Source organism: Mesorhizobium sp. P2_B11 (assembly GCF_056404855.1).
The window spans coordinates 371,525-392,620 of record NZ_JBFUDF010000007.1 but is presented as its reverse complement, the minus strand read 5'-3'; the positions used below and the strand labels follow the sequence as shown (position 1 = coordinate 392,620).

Here is a 21,096-nt window from a genome sequence, read left to right as displayed (position 1 = left end):
GCCGGCGTATCCATTGTTCCGTAGCATCAAAGCTTCCGCACACCCTTCGAATCCGCCTATACTCCCCCCATGCCCATTCGCCAGCTTTCCGAAACGATGATCAACCAGATCGCCGCCGGCGAAGTCATCGAGCGTCCGGCGAGCGTGGTGAAGGAGCTGGTCGAGAACGCGCTCGATGCCGGCGCATCTCGGGTCGAGGTCGTCACCGCCGGCGGTGGATTGAACCTGATCCGTGTCACCGATGACGGCTCGGGTATCCCCGAACCGGAACTTTCGCTGGCGATTGCGCGCCATTGCACGTCCAAGCTGAGCGACAACATCCACGACATCCGTTCGCTCGGCTTCCGTGGCGAGGCGCTTCCGTCGATCGGCTCGGTGGCGCGGCTGTCGATCCGCTCGCGCACCGCTGTCGGCGACAGCGCGGCCGAGATCGGCATCGAAGGCGGCCGGGTTTCGGCGGTCAAACCAGCTGCAGCCAATCGCGGCACTACGGTCGAGGTGCGGGACTTGTTCTTCGCGACGCCGGCGCGGCTCAAATTCATGAAGGGCGAGCGCGCGGAAAGCTCGGCCACGAGTGACGTCGTCAAGCGCATCGCCATCGCCTTCCCCGCCGTGCGCTTCACGCTCGCCGGCTCCGACCGTTCGACGCTGGAATTGCCGGCCACCGACGACAGCGCGGAAGGCAGCCTGCGCCGCGTCGCCCAGGTGATGGGCGCGGAGTTTCCCGACAACTCCATCGCCATCGATGCCAGCCGCGACGGCGTGCATCTGACCGGCCACGTCTCGATCCCGTCCTTCACCCGCGCCAACGCGCTGCAGCAATATGCCTATGTCAACGGCCGCCCGGTGCGCGACAAGCTGATTGCCGGCGCCATTCGCGGCGCCTTCGCCGACGTGCTGCCGCGCGACCGCCATGCGGTCACCGTGCTGTTCCTGACGCTTGATCCCGCAACCGTCGACGTCAACGTTCACCCGGCCAAGGCGGATGTGCGCTTCCGCGACCCGGGCCTGGTGCGCGGGCTGATCGTCGGCGCCATCCGCGAGGCGCTGGCCAATGCCGGCATCCGCGCCGCCACATCAGGTGCTGCCGGCATGATGGCGGCGTTCCGGCCGGGTGCCTCTCCTTATGCCCATGCCGGCCCGGCCAATGGCCACCGCAGCTATGACGCGGCCTACCGACCATCTGGCTCCGCCGGCTTCGACCCATCGCGCTCGTCACAGCGGCCGCTGGATATGGGTTACGGGGAGCCGAGGGCGCAGCGAAACGGCTTTGCCGACAACGACCAGGCGGCGTTCGATGCCGGGCCGCTCGCCAGCGCCGATGCGCGTGCCGGTACAGCCGAAGCGACCGAAACGCTGCTTGGCACGGCACTGGGCGCTGCCCGCGCGCAGGTGCACGAAAATTACATCGTCGCGCAAACGAGGGATTCGCTTGTTATCGTTGACCAACACGCGGCGCATGAGCGGCTGGTCTACGAAGCGCTGAAGAATGCGCTGCATTCGCGCGCAGTGCCCTCGCAGATGCTGCTCTTGCCGGAGATCGTCGACCTGCCGGAAGAGGATGCCGAGCGGCTGGCCATGCATTCCGAGACGCTGGCCAAGTTCGGTCTTGGCGTCGAGCGCTTCGGCCCCGGCGCGGTGGCGGTGCGTGAGACGCCGTCCATGCTGGGCGAAACCAATGTCCAGCAATTGGTGCGCGACCTCGCCGACGAGATCGCCGACAATGACACGGTCGAGACGCTGAAAGAGCGGCTGGACAAGATCGCGGCGACCATGGCCTGCCATGGCTCGGTGCGGTCCGGCCGCCTGCTCAAACCCGAAGAGATGAACGCGCTGCTGCGCCAGATGGAGGCGACGCCGGGATCCGGCACCTGCAATCACGGCCGCCCGACCTATATCGAGCTCAAGCTCGCCGATATCGAGCGGCTGTTCGGGCGGCGGTGAGGTAGACGGTGGATTATCAGGACTCTTTGAGAGAGTTCGGTCTTGTGCCGAGGGACGAAGACCTGCCTCGGATACGGAAGCTGTTGGCACACGAAGCCGAATGCGAACGCACTCACAAGGACCGTGGCGACGATCTGGCTTTGATTTGCTGTGTCCAACTTTTCAGCAGAGGGCAGGAGCAGGACATCCTGAGGATTTGGGATGCAAAATCATCCGGATTTGACCTGTTCTCGTATCTGGACGTTCAGCTCCTGTGCGGCTCCGGCCTGCAAGCCACGGAGGAATTCCTGGGCAAGCATCCCGACAAGGCTGCCAAAGATGCGCTTGCGTGGCTGGAAACGTGCAAAGCCGCTGGCGACTTTGAGGAATTCTCCCCGGCGGGTCACCTGCAATATTATCGTGCTTACTTCGGAGTTCCCGAGTGAGCGGTCCAGCGGCGATAGACCTGTGAGCGCCGAGACGGCGCTCCAGTTCCAGTTCGAAACCGAGGTGATCCACTGGCGGGGCCCTTCGCCATACTTCTTCGCGCCAATCCCCAAGCAGCATGGCGAAGAGATCAAAAAGGTCGCGAAGTTCGCCACCTATGGCTGGGGGGTGATTCCTGTCGAGGCGACCATCGGCGGCGTCATGTTCGGCACATCGCTGTTTCCCAAGGACGGAAGCTATCTCTTGCCCTTGAAGGATGCAGTCCGGCGCAAATGCAATCTGACGGCAGGCGATCCGATTTCCGCGTCTATCGCGATACACCTTCGCTGACGAGGCCGCGCGTGGGCGACTGCGTGGACAGGCGTCGTCTCACTTCTTCAGGCGGTACTTCTTGGTCTTGCGGTCAAAGACATAGTCCTCCTCGTAGCCGGCGCGGCCGTCGTAGAAATTCACCGATATGATGTCCTTGCCTAGCTCAACACTCTTCTGCACGTTCCAGTAGATGGGGGTCATCAGCATACCCGCATTGCAGAGCTCGCCGCCGAATTTGATGGTCTGCACGACCTTCTGCCGCTTCTTGTTGATGACCTGCATCTTCGTCATGCAGATTCCGTTGTCGGTTTTGCTGTAGATCCCGGCAAACCGGTCGGTGGCCGTCTGCGCCCAGAAGGGGATCTCGACGGTTCCTTCGACCTTGCCCTCGCCGGTGTCGTCCAGGCCCGCAACCTTCCTGAGACTGACCGGAACTTTGTCCGCACCCTTGCTCCAGCTTCCCGTCAAGACACCGTCGCCAAGCTCCAGGGAAAACGGGCATCCGGAGGTGTCGAGGCCCGTTTTCTTGCCCATGACGATGACGCGCTCAAACTCCTCGTCATCGGCAATCGCGCAAAGCGCAAGGCTGGTGCCGTTGGCTTTGCCGTAGAGCGCGATCGGACTTTGCTTGGCGTCATAGAAGTAGCTGCCCTGGACAGTGATGCCGCTGCCGAAAGCATAGGTTTGCAGAGAGAGATGGACGGGATCGGGACCGATGGAGCCTTCGTAGTTTTCCACGTGATACCAACCCGCCCAGGCCTTGCCGCTGAGCAGCAACACGCAGAAAACTGCCGATACGAACTGCCTGACCATCCCGACCCCCCCGGTGAATTTCAACGCACCATAGCCACCCGGTGGGGTCATGTCTGTACCGCAGCGGCGGTCAAATGGGGCGGTTGGAGAGAATTCCAGTGCGGCTCTCACTTTGATTCCGAAAAGGCGTCCAACCCGCTGATCTAGCGCTTCAAATTGACCACGATGACGCCGCCGAGCGCCAGTGCACCGCCGAGGATACCGAGCAGCGTCGGCACTTCGCCCAGCCAGAAGAAGCCGATCAGGGCCGACATGGGCGAGACGAGATAGAGGAAGTTTGAAGCGCGCGCCGCCGGCAGACGCGACAGAGCGGTTGCCCAGGCGGCATAGGCGATCAGGCTGGGCACGATGCCGAGAAAGATGACCGCGCCGATCCCGGCTGTGTTGGCGACCGCGGCCTGCGCAAAGCCGCTTGGCAGAAACGGTGCCAGGCAAAGTGCGCCAAGGATCATGTTCGAGGCCGAGATGGTCAGTGGGTGGTGACGGGCAAAAAGCGGCTTCTGGACGATCGTGTTGACGGCCGAGCACAGCGCCGAACCAAGAACCAGCACCGCGCCGGTGTCGAAATGCAGGCCATTGCCGTCGGCGACCGCAATGATGCCGATGCCGGCGAAAGAAATGGCCGTGCCGAACCAGGCCCAGCCCGAGAAGCGTTCGCCGAGCAATGCCATTGCCATGATGGCGGTGAAGATCGGGCTGACATTGATGATGAAGCCGGCGGCCCCTGCCGAAACTGTCAGTTCGCCATAGTTGAGCATGACCGTGTAGAGCGCGACAAAGATCGCGCCGCCGAAGGCAAGGCGCCACAACTCGTCGAGCCTCGGCAGCGCCGGGCGCTTGACGGCAAGAAAGATCGCTGCCGGCACCGCGGCGATGGCAAAGCGCAGCGCACCGAGTTCCAGCGGCCCGAAGGCGGCGAGGCCGGCGCGGATTGCGGGAAAGGCCGACGCCCAGCCAACCACCGTCAGCGCCACGGCGATGGCTGCGGTAGCGTCCATCCGCTGTGTCGGATTCGACGTGCTGGTCGTTGCGCTCATCTCACTGTCCTTCGTGTTCTTGGGGTCTCGAAAGCCAGAAAGCGCCTTTTCGACGCTGTTGACAAACGATCAAATCGAGGATCACCTGTGACTATGGATCACAGCTCAGACACAATGGTGCCGCTCGAGACACTGCGCGCCTTCGATGCGGCGGCGCGCACCGGGAGCTTTTCGGCCGCGGCCGAGAAGCTCAACATCACCCATGGCGCCGTCAGCCGGCAGATCGCCAAGCTGGAGGACTGGCTGGGCCTGAAAGTGTTCGACCGCGGCGCCCGCGGCGTCTCGCTGACCATCGAGGGCAACCGCCTGCATCTGCGCACGGCTGAAGCCTTCGCGCTGATTTCCACCCATTCCGACCGCTGGGTCGAGCCGCGCGGCACCGCCGTGGTGCGGCTGACCTCGATTCCCTCGGTCAGCGGGCTGTGGCTGATGCCGCGCATGGCGGCGCTGGAGAACAATCCCAGCAAGCTGCGCATTGTGCTCGACGTCGACATCCGCCAGGCCGACCTTGCCGACGAAGGCATCGACCTGTCGATCCGCTGCGGGCGCGGCGGCATTCCGGGCCGCATCTCGGTGAAACTGTTCGAGGAACATGTGTTCCCCGTCGCCGCACCCGGCCTTGCCCGCGAGATCGGCCGCGGCGACCCTGCCCGGCTGCTCAAATTTCCGCTGATCAACGATTCCGATGCTTCCGGCTGGCGCGCCTGGTTTGCCGCGCAAGCCATGGATTACCGCCCGCGCCCGCAGGACCGCCGCTTCGAGGACTATAATCTGGTGCTGGACGCCGCGGCCTATGGGCTTGGCATTGCGCTGGCGCGGCCGCCACTGACCGGGCAACAGCTGGAGGCGGGCCGCATCGTCGCCGTCGACGAACGCACGGCGCTCAATCCGGTGTCCTACTGGCTCGACCGGCCATTGGGACGGCCGCGCACGGCTGCCGCCGATCTTTCGCGCCGCATCGCCGTCGAGGCGGGGCTGGCGATGGAACAGATGGAAGCGTTCCTCGAAGCCGAGCGCTAGGATCAATCGTTCGGCGCTCAGCGAAGCAGCAGTAGAACGAAGCCGATGATCGCGACGGCCAAAAACCCGGCCGCCAGCGCCATCAGACCGACACGCATTTGTTGCCGGTTTTCGGGCTCGGCCGCGTCATGCGGCCGAGACGTCGCCTGCCCTCGTTTTGTTGCCGCGTCGATGCCGGAGGCGCGGCGTTGTGGCGAAGCTTCAGGGACGAGAAAGGCAAGCCATGGCAGTCCTGCGGGTTTTGTGGCGCTGCCGTCCTCGGCCCTTGCCGGCGGCACAGCCAGACCGCGCTGTGCGTCGTCGTTTGCCGGTGGCGGTGCCGCGGCCCTTGTCGGGGCACCATCCGGCGCCTCGGCGCCCGGTTCGGCAATTGCCAGGTAAGCCTGCAGGATTTCAGCGGATCCTGTCTGCTGTGTCTTGGCAGAGGTGCCGGACAACAGGGCCTGCAGCGCTGGCGCCGCTGCCGGCGGCAAAGGCGTGCCGGACGGCGCCGGCGGCTGAACCAGCGCCTTGATCAGCGCTGCTTTCGCCGGATCGGCCTTTGCCGACGGGGCAGCCGCCAATATCATGGCTTCGCGCAGCAGGGCGGTCAGGCGGGCGGATGAAATGTCCATGCCGGTCCCATAGGGATGGTTTGAGCCAACAATAGAGCCTCAGCATTGCGTCAAGCTTGACCTTGGCGGCAATTTATGGCGATGAAATCAGAAATGAAGTCAGTCTCAGCCCCTTTTGGCACCACCCCATGATGAACCGCTTCGAAGGCCCTGGCGGCAAGGAAGCCCGGATCCGCTATCTCGACGGCGACTTCCAGGTCACCAGCCCCGGCGCATTCGTGCGCTGCGCTGTGACCGGCGAGAGCATTCCGCTGGACGAACTCAAATACTGGAGCGTCGCCAGGCAGGAGCCTTATATCAACGCTGCAGCCTCGCTGCGCCGCGAGATCGAAACGCACCCGGAGATGCGCAGCAGGCGCTAGATCCGCTACGGCGTTTGGGATGCCGGCACGACTTTGAAATCGAATTCGTGGATCAGCCGGTCACCAACGAGCACCTTGATGGAATACGGCCCGGTCGGGTCTCCCTCGGCCACGCACCAGCCGTGCGAGATCCATCCATCCAGCGGCTTGTAGAACATGGTGGTCTCGGAGACTTTCCGGTCGCCCGATAGCTTGCTCAAGCTGTATTCGTTCCCGTCGACGCCGCCCCACTGCTTCGGCTCCGCGGGAAGCGAGAACACCTCCGTGACCGATACCAGTCTGTCGCCCTGCCCCAGCCGGACACGCCATTCATAGCAGGCGCGATCGGGAATGAGCGGAACCACGTTGGAGGCCACGACATGGGAAGCACCGTCCGCATCGGTGACGGAGACCAGAAATTCGCTGTCGCCCGGGGTGGATGTTTGCGCCGACGATGAATTTGCCATCGCCATAACGGCACAAGAGACAAAGAATGCCCGTAAACTAATCATCCCACCCCTCCGCGCTAAAGCCGATATGGCTCATAATCGAGAAAAGCGGCGAGAATAGTCCGGAAGGGCTTGCTCGATCAGCCCCGCAGCTTGCGCTGGCGCCAGGCGTCCAGCGTCTCGTCGATGATGCGTTCGGGCACATTGTCGAGCTCGAACGTGGCGTCGATCTCCAGCACGTCGAGTTGGCCAAGGAATTCGGCCGAGGCCGCGCCATGGCGCAGCCGGGCCGCGTCCTTGGCCGTGGTGACGAGGCCCAGTCCCTCGCGGCGCGCGGTTGCCGCCAACTCAGTGAGCTCGTCAGTGGCATAGAAGTGGTGGTCCGGAAACGACCGGCTCAGCGCCACCTCTGCGCCTGTGCCGCGCAGCGTGTCGAAGAATTTTTCGGGATGACCGATGCCGGCAAAGGCGAGGAAGCGCCGGCCGGCGAAGCGTTCCTTGGCCCCAGGCTCGGCATGCGCCTCGAAGATCGGCCGGCCGGCGCGCGCGGCCTGGCGCACGACCTGATCGGCGGCTGTGCCCTCGCCCATCTTCAACAGCCCGTCGGTGAAGACCAGCTGGTCGACAATGTTGGCTCTAAGCGGTCCGCCAGGAATGACACGGCCATTGCCGATGCCGTAGCGGGCGTCGACGACGACCAGCGCATAATCGATATGGATTCGCGCGCTCTGAAAGCCGTCATCCATGATCAGGAAATCGCAGCCATGCGCTTCCATGAGCAGCTTGGCGCCGGCGGCGCGGTTGGGGCTGACCGCAACCGGCGCGTGTTCGGCCAAAAGCAGCGGCTCGTCGCCGACATGTTTGGCGGCGTCGTGACCGGCATCAACGACATGCGGCTGCGCGAACGAGCCGCCATGGCCGCGCGACAGGAAGCCGGGATTGAGCTGCATGCGCCTGGCCTGCTTTGCCAGTGCGATCGCGACCGGCGTCTTGCCGCTGCCGCCGACGGTGAAATTGCCAACGCAAAGCACTGGCGCGTCGATCTTTTCACGGACCGCCCGGTGCATGCGGCGGCCGGCGACCATGCCGTAGACCGCCGACAGCGGCGACAGCGCAAAGACCCGCCAGTCGGGCGCTTCCCACCAGAAAGGTGGCGCTTCGGACGCCACCCTAGCGCCCGTCGGCGCCCTTCAGGCGCGACTTGACGATCAATGGCTGGATGTAAGGCTCAAGCGACTTCAGCGTGTGCGCCAGCGCACCGCGCATCTGATCGACGGTGGCGGCACCGGCCGCCATCATCTCATGGCGGGCGACTTCATTGCTCAACAGGAAATTGACGGCACCGGCCAGCATGTCGCGGTCGCGCACCAGCTTGGCGCCACCGCTGTCGAGCAGGCGCTGATAGGCTTCGCGGAAATTCTGGACGTTGCGGCCGGCAAGCACGGCGGTGTCGAGCATCGCCGGCTCCAACGGGTTCTGGCCACCTTCCGAGGTCAGCGAGCGGCCGACAAAGGCGATTTCCGTCAGCCGGAGATAAAGCCCCATCTCGCCGATCGTATCACCAAGCAGGATATCGGTGTCGGCGGTGATCCTGTCGCCCTTGCTGCGTCGCGCCAGCTTCAGCCCCATGCCGGAAATCTGCGCGGCAAGCGCTTCGGCGCGATCGGGATGGCGCGGCACGATAATCGTCAGCAGGCCATGGTGGCGCTTGTGGAGCGTGGCGTGAACTTCCGCCGCGACCACTTCCTCGCCATCATGCGTCGAGATCGCCGCCCAGGTCGGGCGGCCGGCGATCTGCCGCTTCAGCGTCGCCAGCGCCCTTTCGTCAACCGGCGGCGGCAAGGTGTCGACCTTGAGGTTGCCGGACACGGTGACCGGCCGGGCGCCAAGCGCGCGAAACCGTTCGCCGTCGACATCCGACTGGGCAACGACATGGGCCAGGTTCTCGAACAGCGCCTCGGCGATGTTGGCGCGCTTCTTCCAGGATTTGAACGAGCGGTCGGACAGCCGGCCGTTGACCAGGACCTGCGGCACGCGGCGGGCGCCGAGTTCCAGTATGGTCATTGGCCAGATCTCGGATTCGGCGATGATCGCCAGGTCCGGGCGCCAGTGATCGAGGAAGCGGCTGACCGCCGGCTTGAGGTCGAGCGGAACATATTGGTGGATGATGCGGTCGCCGAGCCGCTCGTCGGCGACCTGCGCAGAGGTCACCGTGCCGGTCGTCAGCACGATGTTGACGCCGTAGTCGAGGATGCTTTGCACCAGCGGCACGACCGCAATGGTCTCGCCGACGCTCGCGGCATGGATCCAGATCACCGGGCCTTCGGGACGCGGCCGTCCGGCGACGCCGTAGCGCTCGCGGCTGCGGCTGCGGTCTTCCTTGCCCTGTGACGTGCGCCAGGCAACGTAGGGCCCGATCAGCGGATAGGCGGCCGCGCCGGCGAACCGATACGCCGTCAGGAAGGCGCGCGCCCAGCGCTCACTCATGGATGCCGTCCACGAGGCGATAGGCCTCGGCGGTCGCGGCATTGAGCGCGGCCGTGACTTCCAGGCGCTTGCGCTCCATTTCAGACTCATCGGCATCCGCCGCCACGAAGATCGGCGTGCCTATAGTAACAGCGGAACGGCCGAATGGGAGGTTGATGGTGGTTTTGTCCCAGCTCTTTTCCAGCACCTTGCGGCGGCTGGTAGCGATAGCGACCGGCAGGAGCGGCCGACCCGAGAGGCGTGCCAGAAGAATGATACCAAGCCCCGCGTCGCGCGGCGTGCCGTGGGGAATGTCGGCAATCATGGCGACGTTCTTGCCGGCGACGAGTGACTTTTTAAGAGCAATGAGCGCCTTGGCGCCGCCCTTATCGAGATGCTTCGTGCTTTCACGCCCGCCCGAACCGCGCACGGCCTCGATGCCAAATTTCTCCAGCATCAGTGCATTGAGCTCTGCATCGGCGCTGCGCGACACCATGGCGACCAGCGGCTTGCGCTTGGGATAATAGGCCGGCGTCAGCAGATGCTGGCCGTGCCAAAGCGCGATGATACCGGGTTCGAACTCCGAATAGCCACCGGCCGAAAAGCGTGCCGATCCGGTGACCAGCGGGCTGGTTATGCGCACCAGCCGAACGTACTGGGCGAGCAGACTGGCAATGGCGTTTTTGACGAATCGCGACTGTGCAAGCGGTTCGCGAATCTTGCGCCAGAACGCCTTGGTCGTACGACTGCCGCCTCTACCCGTGGGTGCGGCTTCATTCGCTGGCCTTTTCGCCAGATCATGATCCATCGAAGTCAACCGACCGCCTTATTTTCGGGGTCGAGCAGCCGGTGCAGATGAACGACGAAATAGCGCATATGGGCATTGTCCACGCTGGCTTGCGCCTTGGCTTTCCACGCGCTGTGCGCGGTCTGGTAGTCCGGATAGACGCCGACAATGTCGAGCGCGTCGAGATCGCGGAACTCGGTGCTGCCCAGCTTCTTCAGCTCGCCGCCAAACACCAGGTGCAAAAGCTGTTTCTTTCCGTCTTCCGCGGCCATTTCGGTCCTTCACATATTGTGAGTTTGTGACAGGTCTAGACCAAAGCTGCCGACTTTGGAACCTTCGATCACGCTTCCCTATCGGCAATGACGCCGGCAAGCACGGTGAGCAGCGCGCCGCTGCCGGCGACCAGGGCTCCGTGACGGATCACCTCGCCGGCATAAAGCGGCGCACGGCCATGCCCGTCGAGCACGGCGCCGCCGGCTTCGCGCAAGATAAGATCGGCGGCGGCAATATCCCAGTCATGCGCGTTGGGCTTGACGAAGGTGGCGTCGAGCGTGCCGTTGGCGACCATCGCCAGCCGGTAGGCAAGCGAGGGAATGTGCGCCGCGCGGTGCACCCGGCTCTGCCACTCCGCCGGCATCAGGTCGATCAGCTGCTTCAGCCCGCCGATCTCAACCGTCTCGGCCGCGCGGCGTACGGCAATCGGCTTGCCGTTGCGGAAAGCGCCATGGCCGGGCAGCGCCCAATAGGTTTCGTCTTTGGCCGGGCATTCGAGCACGCCGGTGAGCGTGCGGCCATTTTCGACCACGGCGACGCTGACGCACCAGGAGCGCAGGCCTTCAAGGAAGCCGCGGGTGCCGTCGATAGGATCGACGACAAAGGTGCGGCGTGCCTGCAGCCGTGCCGGATTGTCGATCGTTTCCTCCGACAGCCAGCCATAGTCCGGCCGCGCCGCAAGCAAGGTCTGGCGCAGATAGGCGTCCGCCGCATGGTCGGCCTCGCTGACCGGCGACGTCCCGCCTTTCATCCAGACTTGCGGGTTTTTGCCGAAATAGCGCATGGCGATCGCGCCGGCCTCGCGGGCGGCATCGCGCAAGAGCTCGAGGTCTTCTCCAGCCGATATGACCGGGTCACGCGCCGGCAAGGGTCATGCCTTCGATCAGCAGCGTCGGTGCGGCGGTGCCGAAATTGCGGTCGAGGTCGCTCGCCGGCACCATGTTGAGGAACATCGTCTTCAGATTGGAAGCGATGGTCACCTCGGCCACGGGATAGGCAAGCTCGCCATTGTCGATCCAGAAACCGGACGCGCCGCGGCTGTATTCGCCTGTGACCATGTCGACGCCCTGGCCGAACACTTCGGTGACATAAAAGCCTGATTTCAGCGACTTGATCAGATCTTCCGGCGTCCTTTCGCCCGGCTCGATGGCGAGATTGGTCGATGACGGCGACACCGAGGAACCGCTGCGCGCGCCGCGTCCATTGGTGGTCAGCCCCAGTTCTCGCGCCGCCGAAGTCGACAGGAACCAGTGCTTCAGCACGCCATTTTCGACCATCAGCAGCTTTTCGCCCTCGACACCTTCGCCGTCGAAGGGCCGCGAGGCCTGGCCGCGGCGCCGCAGCGGCTCATCGGTGACGGTGATATCAGCCGAGGCGACCTGCTTGCCCATCATCTCGCGCAGAAAACTGGTTTTGCGCGCCACCGAGGCGCCATTGATGGCGCCGGCGAGATGGCCGGCAATGCCGCGCGCGACGCGCGGATCGAACACGACGTCGACCGGACCGGTCGCTGCCTTGCGGGCGCCGAGGCGGCGCACGGCGCGCTCGCCGGCCTTGCGGCCGATCAGTTCGGGGGCGTCGAGATCGGAAAAATGCTGGTGCGAGGAATATTCATAATCGCGCTCCATGCCGGTGCCCTCACCCGCAATGACGCTGGCCGAGCGCGAAAAGCGCGAGGCGACATAGTGGCCGACAAAGCCGTTCGACGTCGCGAGCACCAGCCCGCCCAACCCGGCGCTGGCGCCGCTGCCGGCCGAATTGGTGACGCCCTTGACGGCAAGGGCGGCTTCCTCGGCAGCCAGAGCCGCTTCCTTGAGCTGATCGGCCGACACCTCGGTGGCGTCAAACAAATCGAGGTCGCGCACCTTGCCGACAAGCAAGGCCGGATCGGCGAGGCCCTGATAGGGATCCTCAGGCGAGACCTTCGCCATCGCCACGGCGCGTTCGGCCAGTGCCTTGGGGTCCGATGCCGCCGTCGCCGAGACGCTCGCCACCCGGTTGCCGACGAAGACGCGCAGCGAGACATCGTCGCCTTCGGAGGATTCGGTGTTCTCGACCTTGCCCAGCCGCACCGACACGCCGGTCGAGCGGCCGCGCACGGCAACCGCGTCGGCCGCATCGGCGCCGGCCCGTTTGGCAGCCTCGACCAGGGCCGCGACGCGGTCGGTCAATTTCGCTGCCTCTGATGTATTGGTCATGCACATGGTCCTGGCTTCAAGCCGCGCCGGGCGGTAGCGGCTGCTGCACCATCTATTGTCCCAATGCGGCTTGTGCAATGGCGCACGGGCAATTGCGCCGCTGCGGCATAGCGCCCGAGCAGAACGCAAAGCCGGTCCTCATCGCCGCGCTCGCAGCCCAGGCCAAGGCGATGGTGACGGTAAGCCGACCGCGCGGCGGCAAGGCGCCGAACTTTCTCGAAACAGCCGCCCTTTCCACAGGACGCAGGGTTGACGCCCGCTTTCGCCTACGATTAAATCAATTTGATTTACATCATAGACCAGTCTGCTCAGGGAGGAGAAAAGATGCTCGGTCGCGTGCAATCGTTCAACCAGTCGGTATCAGGGCGCAAGCAGTTCAGCCGGCGCCGATTTTTGGCTTTGGGCGGCGTGGCTCTTGCCTCGGTCGCCCTCGCCTCGGGGATGAAGCCGGCAGCGGCCGAATCCGTGCTCGCCATGCATATTGAGGAGCAGACGAGCTGGGTGCAGAACTTCAATCCGTTCGATCTTGGCGGCCGCCGCCAGAGCACGATGGACTTCGTCTACGAGCCGCTGGTCATCTTCAACGACTATGATGGCGGCAAGCCGATCTTCCGGCTGGCGACAGGCTACAAATTCTCCGATGACCTGAAGTCGATCACCTACACGCTGCGCGACGGCGTCAAATGGTCCGATGGCCAGCCGCTGACCTCGGCCGACATGAAATACACGCTCGAGCTGATGCTCAAGAACAAGGCCGTCGATACCGTCGGCGTCAGCGAAAGCGTGGCTTCGGTCGAGGCACCCTCGCCGACGGAAGTGAAGATCACGCTGAAGGACGTCGACACGCATTTCCCCGAATCGATGGCCGATTTCCCCATCGTGCCGGAGCACATCTGGAAAGATATTGCCGACCCGCTCACCTTCAAGAACGAGAAGCCGGTGGGCTCCGGCCCGATGACCGAGATCCGCCGCTTCACACCGCAGGTCTATGAGCAGTGCCGCAACCCGAATTACTGGGACGCCGCCTCGCTGCATGTCGACTGCCTGAAACTGCCGCAGATTTCCGGCAACGACCAGATGCTGGCGCTGCTGCCGGAAGGCTCGATGGACTGGATCGGCTCGTTCCTGCCCGAGATCGACAAGACCTATGTCGCGCTCGACAAGGACCACAATGGCTACTGGCAGCCGCCGGCGGAAACCATCGCTTTCCAAATGAATTTCAAGACCGCCAATCCAGGGCTGGCCGAAGCTTTCGCCGACATCAATTTCCGCCATGCCTTCAGCCTGGCCATGGATCGCACAGCGATGGTCGACATTGCCGGGTTTGGCTATCCGGTGGTCAATCTGCACGCCAGCGGCCTGCCGCCGCGCTTCGACGCCTGGCGCAACAAGGCGGCCGAAGGCGACAAGGATGTGTGGATGACCTACGACGTCGACAAGGCCAACAAGGTGCTTGACGACGCCGGCTACAAGAAGGGCGCGGACGGCATGCGCACCACGCCGAAGGGCCAGCCGATCGCGTTTTCGATCATCGTTCCCAATGGGTGGACCGACTGGATCGACGCGGTGCAGATCGCCGCCGAAGGCCTGCGCAAGATCGGGGTCAACGCTTCGGTCGCGACACCCGAATATGAGCAGTGGCAGAAGCAGATTCTCGATGGCTCCTTCGATGCCGTCATGAACTCCCGCGCCGACGGCCCGACGCCGTTCCGCGGCTACTACCAGTCGCTGTCGACGGCCTTTGGCGGACGCATCACCAGCGCGCCGTCGCGTTACTCGAACCCCGACCTCGACAAGATCTTCGACGACTACCGCAAGGCGACGACCGACGAGGAGCGCAAAAAACTGTTCGACCAGGTGCAGGTGATCATCGCCGACGCCTTCCCTGTCGTGCCGGTGTTCAACGGCCCGACCTGGTACCAGTACTCGACCAAGCGTTTCACCGGCTGGGTGACCAAGGATGAGCCGGTGATGAACCCCGAGGACCATGACAACAACCGCATGCGGTTGATGCATCTCCTGCGGCTGAAGCCAGTGCAATAAACAGCAAAGCCGCCTTCCCCTCTCGATTGCGAGGGGAAGGTGGCGCCATTTGCACGGGCAGGCGAAGCGGATCAGGATACTCTTCTGTTCGCACTGCCCTGTTGGCACTGCTTGTCACACCGGTCGAAACGGAGACCAACGGGGAATGACGATGCGGATACCTCTTCGGCGGCTGGGCGTTTATTTCGCCGCCTTCCTGTTTGCCGTCGTCGTAAATTTCACTCTTCCCAGGCTGATGCCTGGCAGCCCGGTGGACTCGATGATCGCGCAGCTTGGGCCGCGCGCCACCCCCGCGGCCATCGAGGCGATCAAGGCCCGTTTTGGTGCCGTGCAGCAGCCTGTCTGGCTGCAGTTTGTCGACTACATCAAGGGGCTCGCCACCTTCGATCTCGGCGTCTCGGTGAAATACTATCCGCAGACCGTTACGCAGGTGCTGGCGAGGTCCGCGGGCTGGACAGCGCTGCTGATCACCTGTGCCATCATCTTTTCCCTCTGCGTCGGCGTCTCCCTCGGCGCAGTGGCAGCCTGGCGGCGGGGCGGACGTTTCGATGCGTTCGTCTCGCCGTTTTCTGTCGTCCTGAAGGCCATTCCGCCCGTCATCTTCGCGCTCGCGGCATTGTTCACCTTCGGCGTGTCGCTGCGCTGGTTTCCGGTCGGCTACGCCTATAATCCGGACCTCGATCCGGGGCTCAATTTCACGTTCTTCGGCAGCGTGTTCTGGCACGCCGTCCTGCCGGTGCTGACACTGTCGCCTCTCATGATCGGCGAGTTCCAGACGACGATGCGCTCCTCGATGATCTCGGTGCTGGGCGAGGACTATGTCACGATGGGCCGCGCCAAGGGCCTGTCGGAAACGGCGGTGATGTTCTCCTACGCGGCGCGCAACGCCATGCTGCCGGTTCTGACCAATCTGGCGCTGATGCTGGGCGCGGTGTTCGGCGGCTCGATCGTCACCGAGATCGTCTTCAACTATCCCGGCCTCGGCCTGACATTGTTTACGGCCAGCGTGGCGCGCGACTATCCAGTCATCCAGGGCCAGCTTCTTTTGATGACATTGGCAACGCTCGGCGCCAATCTGCTGGTCGACATCATCTATGGCGTGGTCGACCCGCGCGTCAGCGAGGAGCGGGCATGAGGTTCGGGCTGCAACTCCTGCTCCGGCAAAAGAAGGCGGTGGCCGGCTTCATCATCGTCGCAGCGCTTTGCCTGATGGCGTTGGCAGCACCCATACTGGCGCCGAACGATCCCGGTGCGCGTGTCGGGCGCTCGCATCAACCGCCGACGGTCGAGCATTATTTCGGCACCACCAAGATGGGCCGCGATGTCTACAGCCAGTTCGTCTGGGGCGCCCGCTCTTCGCTTGCTGTCGGCTTCGCCACGGGCCTGGCCATTACGGCACTCGGCACGGTGATCGGCCTCTTCGCCGGCTATTTCGGCGGCCGTATCGACGCCACGCTCGATCTTGCCACCAATGCGGTGCTGGTCATTCCCAATATACCCTTGCTTATTCTGCTGGCGTCCTTTGCCGGAACGGTGGGGCCGATCACCATCATGACGATCATCACGCTGACCTCCTGGCCGTGGGGGGCGCGCATGACGCGGGCGCAGATGATGGGACTGCGCAACCGTGAATTCGTCACCGCCGCGCGCATGGTCGGCGAGCCGTCATGGCGCATTATCTTCGTCGAGATCTTGCCCAATCTGGTGCCGCTGATCGGCATCAACATCGTCGGCTCTATCATCTATGCAATCGTGGCGCAGACAACGCTCGAATATCTCGGCTTCGGCGACCCGCTCAACGTCACCTGGGGTACGATGCTCTACAATGCGCAGAACTCGTCGGCGATCATCGTCGGCGCATGGTGGGACATCAGCGCGCCGGCCGCCGGCATTGCGCTGGTGGGCTTGGGGCTGGCACTGCTCAACTTCACCTTCGACGAGATCGCCAATCCGCAGTTGCGCTCCGGCCCGGCGCTCACCCGCTGGCTGCGCTTGACCAGGCTGCGCAAGCGCGAGCTGGAGGCGGCACGGTGAGCGGCCCCCTGCTGCAAGTCCGCGACCTCAGCGTCGATTATCTGCTTGAAAAAGGCGCCTTCCGCGCGGTGAAGAACGTGTCGTTCGACATCGGCCGCGGCGAGCTGTTCGGTCTCGCCGGCGAATCCGGCTGCGGCAAGAGCACCATCGCCTATGCCATCACGAGGCTGGCCAAGTCGCCGGCCTGGGTGGCGGGCGGCGAGATCCTGCTCGACGGCCAGGACCTTTTGAAACTGACCGAAGCAGCGCTGCAGAAAGTGCGCTGGAGCCGCATCGGCATGGTGTTCCAGAGCGCGATGAATTCACTCAATCCGCTGATGCGGGTCGAGGACCAGTTTCACGACGTGCTGCGCCGGCACAACAGCTTCAGCCGCGCGCAGTCGCGGGCGCGCGCCGAGGCGATGTTCAAGCTGGTCGGCATCGCCGCCAACCGGCTGCGCGACTATCCGCACCAGTTCAGCGGCGGCATGCGCCAGCGCATCGTCATTGCCATTTGCCTGGCGCTGGAGCCGGAGCTGATCATCATGGACGAGCCGACGACGGCGCTCGACGTGGTGGTGCAGCGCGAAATCCTCGAACAGGTAATCGACCTGCAGCGCAGCCACGGCTTTTCCGTGCTGTTCATCACCCACGATCTGCATCTGATGTCGCAACTGTGCAACCGTATCGGCGTGATGTTGAAAGGCGAATTGGTGGAAGTCGGCAATGTGCAACAGGTGAGCCACGCACCCAAACATGAGTATACGCGAAAGCTGTGGGGCTCTATCCCGCAACTGCCGGCGCGGGCGCGCGTGGCCGTATGAACGCGCTCCCCTCCTCGCTCTCGGCAGTGGTCAATGCCGAACCCATTATCGCCCTGGATGCGATCGAACGCAGCTTCGGCTTCGTGCAAGCGCTGCGCGGTATCACACTGTCGCTGCGGCCCGGCCGGGCGCTGGCGCTGGTCGGCGAATCCGGCTGCGGCAAGACCACTTGCGCCCGCATCATCGCCCGCATGGACCACCCGACATCAGGAACGCTGTCCTTTCGCGGCCGCGACGCGACCAAAGCCGGCACCGCCGCGGAAGAGCGCGCCTATCGCCGCGCCGTGCAGATGGTGTTCCAGGACCCGTTCGCGTCGCTCAATCCGGTGTTCACTGTGCATCACCATCTGGCACGGCCGCTGGCGCTGCATGGCCATGCCAAGGGCAAGGCGGCACTGACCAAAGGCGTGTCGGAATTGCTTGCCGGCGTCGGCCTCGACCCAGAGCTGACGGCGCATAAATTTCCACACGAGCTGTCGGGCGGACAGCGCCAGCGCGTCAACATTGCCAGGGCGCTCGCCGTACAGCCGGAAGTGCTGGTCGCCGACGAGCCGACCTCGATGCTCGACGTCTCGATCCGGCTCGGCGTTCTCGACCTGCTTGCCCGCATCAAGCGCGAGAAGAGCCTGGCCATGCTCTACATCACGCATGATATCGCCACGGCCGCCCATGTCGCGGAAGACGTCATCGTGATGTTCGCGGGACAGATGGTCGAATGGGGCGCGACGAATGCCGTCATCGGCGATCCTCGCCATCCCTATACGCAGCTTCTGCTGTCGGCCGTGCCCGACCCGGACCGTCCCTTCGTGCCGGGCGACAGCGCGCGTTTCCTTGGCCATGCCGAGGAGGTGCGGCGGCGCTCGCGCCCGACATCCAAAGTCGTGGACCAAGTCGGGCCGGACCATTTTGTACGCGCGCTCGGCGCGGCTTCTTAGAAAGTTTCATCGCAATTCCGGACGGAAAACCGCGTCACACTTTTCCTGGAATTGCTCAAGCGACGGATATTGCAATGGACTATCTGGTCAACCTCTCTGTGCTTGCATCCGATCCGACGCTCGACCAGCGCGTGGCGAAGGCGGGCGTCACCATCCGCCGCGCACTTGCCCCGGAATACGAGTTGGTCACCGACTGGGTGCGGCGGAAATTCAGCCCCGGCTGGGCGGGCGAGACGGCTGTTTCGATGATGCGCCAGCCACCGACCTGTTTTCTGGCCACACGGGAACAAAGGCTGGTTGGCTTCGCCTGCCATGAATCGATCGCCCGTGGTTTTTTCGGCCCGACCGGTGTCGACGAGGCGGTGCGCGGCCAGGGCATCGGCCATGCGCTGCTTTTGGCCTCGCTGCTCGATCTGAAAACCATGGGCTACGCCTACGCCATCATCGGCGATGTCGGCCCATCCGAATTCTACGAACGTACCGTCGGCGCGACGCAAATCCCCAATTCGGAGCCCGGCATCTATGCCGGCCTGCTGAAATCAGCCGACTGACCTTTCACGCTTACAGATGAGATTGCCATGACCGAGAGACTTGCCCTGCGGCTGGAGAGTTTTTGGACGCCCGCATCCGACAACGAGGCGCTGGCCTATTCGCTGAAACTCACCAACGCCTCAGGCCGAACGCTTAGAGAATTCCGGCTCTGCATCAGCGGCCCGGCGCGCATCGACCCGGCGGCGGCCGTCGAAGGCGCGACGCTGGTCGAGCGGCTGTCGAACCATGCCGAGTTCGCGCCACCCGCCGGCTTCGTGCTCGAACCGGGTGCCGCCTGGACGTTGACCGCGCGCGGCCTGAGCTATCCGCTGCGCCACTGGACCGACGGCGCCACCGGCGCGTACGTCGTGCTGGCCGATGGCAGCGTCCAGCGCCTTTCCGTCGAGCCTACGAAAGCCAAAGGCGACAACGCGCCGCTGAAGCGCGGCGCCGAGCCCTATCCGGTGCCGGCGGTGGCGCCCGTCACCATTTCGGTCATCCCCTGGCCGCGCCAAGTCGACGTGTCCGGCGCCCTGCCCGTGCCTGCGGGCATCGACCCGAGGCCGCAAGGTGAACAGGCCAAGGCAGCTGTGACCGCCTTTGCCGAGCTTAGCGCCAGATTGTTTCCGGTCGAAGGCCTTGTGCGCCCGGCGGCCGAAGGCGGCTTTCCCGTCAATCTGTCTCGCAAGGATGGGTTCGGACCGGAAGCCTATGCGGTCGATTTTGCGACCGACGCGGCGACGGTTTCCGCCTCGACGCGCACGGGCTTCCTCTACGGCCTGATCACGCTCGGCCAGATCCTGCGCGGCGCCCGAGAACATCCAGCAACCTTTGTCTTCCCCGCGCAGGGAGAAATCCGCGACGAGCCATCGATGGGCTGGCGCGGCTGCCATCTCGATACGGCACGTCAGTTCTACGCCTCGGCCGAGGTCGAACAGTTCCTCGCAATTTTCGCCTGGAACAAGCTCAACCGCTTCCATTGGCATCTGTCCGACGACGAGTCCTGGCGGGTCGAAATATCGGCCTATCCTGAGTTGACAAGTGTCGGCGCCTGGCGAGGCCACGGCCTGCCGATCCCCCCGCTGCTTGGCTCAGGTCCCGGTAAGACCGGCGGCTACTATTCGAAGGCCGCGATCCGCGAGATCGTTTCGCTGGCCGGCCAGTTCGGCATCGAGGTGGTGCCTGAGATCGACGTGCCCGGCCATTGCTACGCCATGCTCAAGGCGCTGCCGGAGCTGCGCGACCCCGGCGAACACGGCGAGTATTTTTCCGTGCAGGGATTTCCCAACAACTGCCTCAACCCGGCGCGCGAGGAGACCTACCGCGTGCTCGAAACGATCTTCGACGAGATGATCGAGCTGTTCCCGTTCAAGGCGATCCATGTCGGCGCCGACGAAGTGCCGATCGGCGCATGGTCGGGCTCGCCGCAGGCGTTAAAACGGCTTGCAGAGCTTGGCGGCGAGGCGTTGGCGCAGTCGCATGCCAAGCGGCTCGGCGTGGTCACCAACACGCATGGTGCCGACGAAATCGACGGCTCGGGTGCTGCCGTTCTGCAAGCCCAGTTTCTCAAGCGGATCCAGACCTTCCTGGCATCGCGAGGCTGCATCACCGGCGGCTGGGAAGAAGCCGCGCACGGCAATGTCATCGACAAGACGAAAAGCTATCTCAATGGCTGGCGCAACGTCGAGGTTTGCGCGGCGCTGGCCGGCGAAGGCTACGACATCGTCGTCAATCCGGGACAGGTCTATTACCTCGACATGGCCAACAGCCAGGAATGGTCGGAACCGGGCGCTGCCTGGGCCGGCTGGTCGTCGCCCGAAAAGCTCTACGGCTTCGATCCCGTCGAAGGCTGGAGCGCGGCGCAGAAGAAGCACTTTCTCGGCGTGCAGTGCTGCATCTGGTCGGAGCCGATGACCGACCGCGCTGTCTTCGACCGGTTGGTCTTCCCCCGGCTTTCAGCCCTTGCCGAAACCGGATGGACCACGCCGGAGGACAAGTCGTGGGAGCGGTTCAGTGCTTTGGCCGGGCTGATGCCGGTTCTCTACGGGTTGTCCTAGCGCCGGACGTCAG

22 protein-coding genes are annotated in these 21,096 nt (G+C 64.2%); 12 read left to right on the top strand and 10 right to left on the bottom strand.

The annotated features are described in order from the left end of the window. Positions 1-69: 69 nt before the first annotated feature. Genes mutL through AC1DYJ_RS24775 form a run of 3 tightly spaced genes read left to right on the top strand, consistent with a single transcriptional unit; the run spans position 70 to position 2,700 of the window. The gene (gene mutL, locus AC1DYJ_RS24785) at positions 70-1,944 is read left to right on the top strand and encodes a DNA mismatch repair endonuclease MutL (RefSeq protein WP_477282425.1); all 1,875 of its coding nucleotides are present in this window, start codon (positions 70-72) and stop codon (positions 1,942-1,944) included. 8 nt (positions 1,945-1,952) lie between these two features. Next, positions 1,953-2,369 (top strand): hypothetical protein, encoded by a 417-nt coding sequence (locus AC1DYJ_RS24780; protein WP_477282423.1) that lies wholly within the window; start codon positions 1,953-1,955, stop codon positions 2,367-2,369. Positions 2,370-2,391: 22 nt separating this feature from the next. Then, positions 2,392-2,700, top strand: a complete 309-nt coding sequence (locus tag AC1DYJ_RS24775) for a DUF1905 domain-containing protein (RefSeq protein WP_477282421.1) — start codon at positions 2,392-2,394, stop codon at positions 2,698-2,700. Positions 2,701-2,739: 39 nt separating this feature from the next. Here the strand turns inward: AC1DYJ_RS24775 and AC1DYJ_RS24770 are convergent, their stop codons facing one another. Together AC1DYJ_RS24770 and AC1DYJ_RS24765 are read right to left on the bottom strand one after the other, a co-directional pair. After that, on the bottom strand, positions 2,740-3,606 hold the full coding sequence (locus AC1DYJ_RS24770; RefSeq protein ID WP_477282419.1) for a hypothetical protein: 867 nt from the start codon (positions 3,604-3,606) through the stop codon (positions 2,740-2,742). A gap of 32 nt (positions 3,607-3,638) precedes the next feature. Further along, a complete protein-coding gene (locus AC1DYJ_RS24765; protein WP_477282417.1) occupies positions 3,639-4,532 on the bottom strand; it encodes a DMT family transporter in 894 nt (297 codons plus the stop codon). A gap of 93 nt (positions 4,533-4,625) precedes the next feature. Here AC1DYJ_RS24765 and AC1DYJ_RS24760 point away from each other — a divergent pair, with 93 nt between their 5' ends. Further along, complete coding sequence (locus AC1DYJ_RS24760) at positions 4,626-5,552, top strand: LysR substrate-binding domain-containing protein (protein ID WP_477282415.1); 927 nt, start codon at positions 4,626-4,628, stop codon at positions 5,550-5,552. 17 nt (positions 5,553-5,569) lie between these two features. Here AC1DYJ_RS24760 and AC1DYJ_RS24755 read toward each other — a convergent pair whose 3' ends face one another. After that, a complete protein-coding gene (locus tag AC1DYJ_RS24755) occupies positions 5,570-6,166 on the bottom strand; it encodes a hypothetical protein (RefSeq protein ID WP_477282413.1) in 597 nt (198 codons plus the stop codon). 128 nt (positions 6,167-6,294) lie between these two features. On the opposite strand from AC1DYJ_RS24755, the gene AC1DYJ_RS24750 reads away from it, so the two are divergent. Continuing rightward, a complete protein-coding gene (locus AC1DYJ_RS24750; RefSeq protein WP_477282411.1) occupies positions 6,295-6,528 on the top strand; it encodes a DUF2093 domain-containing protein in 234 nt (77 codons plus the stop codon). A gap of 5 nt (positions 6,529-6,533) precedes the next feature. Here AC1DYJ_RS24750 and AC1DYJ_RS24745 read toward each other — a convergent pair whose 3' ends face one another. The 7 genes from AC1DYJ_RS24745 to AC1DYJ_RS24715 all read right to left on the bottom strand — a co-directional run bounded on the left by AC1DYJ_RS24745 (position 6,534) and on the right by AC1DYJ_RS24715 (position 12,680). After that, positions 6,534-7,019, bottom strand: coding sequence for a hypothetical protein (locus tag AC1DYJ_RS24745; protein ID WP_477282409.1), 486 nt, complete (start codon positions 7,017-7,019; stop codon positions 6,534-6,536). A 77-nt stretch (positions 7,020-7,096) separates the two neighbouring features. After that, positions 7,097-8,125 carry a tetraacyldisaccharide 4'-kinase gene (gene lpxK, locus AC1DYJ_RS24740; protein WP_477282407.1) on the bottom strand — a complete coding sequence of 343 codons (1,029 nt, stop codon included), beginning with the start codon at positions 8,123-8,125 and terminating at the stop codon, positions 7,097-7,099. A 1-nt stretch (position 8,126) separates the two neighbouring features. Continuing rightward, a complete protein-coding gene (waaA, locus tag AC1DYJ_RS24735; RefSeq protein WP_477282405.1) occupies positions 8,127-9,443 on the bottom strand; it encodes a lipid IV(A) 3-deoxy-D-manno-octulosonic acid transferase in 1,317 nt (438 codons plus the stop codon). Then, a complete protein-coding gene (locus AC1DYJ_RS24730) occupies positions 9,436-10,230 on the bottom strand; it encodes a lysophospholipid acyltransferase family protein (RefSeq protein ID WP_477282403.1) in 795 nt (264 codons plus the stop codon). Before AC1DYJ_RS24730 ends, waaA begins: the two co-directional genes overlap by 8 nt. 5 nt (positions 10,231-10,235) lie before the next feature. Next, the gene (locus AC1DYJ_RS24725) at positions 10,236-10,481 is read right to left on the bottom strand and encodes a DUF4170 domain-containing protein (protein WP_477282401.1); all 246 of its coding nucleotides are present in this window, start codon (positions 10,479-10,481) and stop codon (positions 10,236-10,238) included. Positions 10,482-10,549: 68 nt separating this feature from the next. After that, positions 10,550-11,350, bottom strand: coding sequence for a 3'(2'),5'-bisphosphate nucleotidase CysQ (locus tag AC1DYJ_RS24720; protein ID WP_477282399.1), 801 nt, complete (start codon positions 11,348-11,350; stop codon positions 10,550-10,552). Further along, positions 11,337-12,680, bottom strand: a complete 1,344-nt coding sequence (locus AC1DYJ_RS24715; RefSeq protein WP_477282397.1) for a TldD/PmbA family protein — start codon at positions 12,678-12,680, stop codon at positions 11,337-11,339. The genes AC1DYJ_RS24720 and AC1DYJ_RS24715 overlap by 14 nt, the downstream gene beginning before the upstream one ends. 441 nt (positions 12,681-13,121) lie before the next feature. Here AC1DYJ_RS24715 and AC1DYJ_RS24710 point away from each other — a divergent pair, with 441 nt between their 5' ends. The 7 genes from AC1DYJ_RS24710 (at position 13,122) to AC1DYJ_RS24680 (ending at position 21,083) form a co-directional block, all read left to right on the top strand. Continuing rightward, a complete protein-coding gene (locus AC1DYJ_RS24710) occupies positions 13,122-14,723 on the top strand; it encodes an ABC transporter substrate-binding protein (protein ID WP_477282647.1) in 1,602 nt (533 codons plus the stop codon). A 151-nt stretch (positions 14,724-14,874) separates the two neighbouring features. Then, complete coding sequence (locus tag AC1DYJ_RS24705) at positions 14,875-15,858, top strand: ABC transporter permease (RefSeq protein ID WP_477282395.1); 984 nt, start codon at positions 14,875-14,877, stop codon at positions 15,856-15,858. Beyond that, entirely contained in the window at positions 15,855-16,757 is a 903-nt protein-coding gene (locus tag AC1DYJ_RS24700; RefSeq protein ID WP_477282393.1) for an ABC transporter permease, read from the top strand. The genes AC1DYJ_RS24705 and AC1DYJ_RS24700 overlap by 4 nt, the downstream gene beginning before the upstream one ends. Beyond that, positions 16,754-17,560, top strand: coding sequence for an ABC transporter ATP-binding protein (locus AC1DYJ_RS24695; protein ID WP_477282391.1), 807 nt, complete (start codon positions 16,754-16,756; stop codon positions 17,558-17,560). Before AC1DYJ_RS24700 ends, AC1DYJ_RS24695 begins: the two co-directional genes overlap by 4 nt. Then, entirely contained in the window at positions 17,557-18,495 is a 939-nt protein-coding gene (locus tag AC1DYJ_RS24690; RefSeq protein WP_477282389.1) for an ABC transporter ATP-binding protein, read from the top strand. Before AC1DYJ_RS24695 ends, AC1DYJ_RS24690 begins: the two co-directional genes overlap by 4 nt. Positions 18,496-18,569: 74 nt before the next feature. Then, positions 18,570-19,046 carry a GNAT family N-acetyltransferase gene (locus AC1DYJ_RS24685; protein WP_477282387.1) on the top strand — a complete coding sequence of 159 codons (477 nt, stop codon included), beginning with the start codon at positions 18,570-18,572 and terminating at the stop codon, positions 19,044-19,046. 27 nt (positions 19,047-19,073) lie between these two features. Next, positions 19,074-21,083 (top strand): beta-N-acetylhexosaminidase, encoded by a 2,010-nt coding sequence (locus AC1DYJ_RS24680; protein WP_477282385.1) that lies wholly within the window; start codon positions 19,074-19,076, stop codon positions 21,081-21,083. The last annotated feature ends 13 nt before the right edge of the window (positions 21,084-21,096 follow it).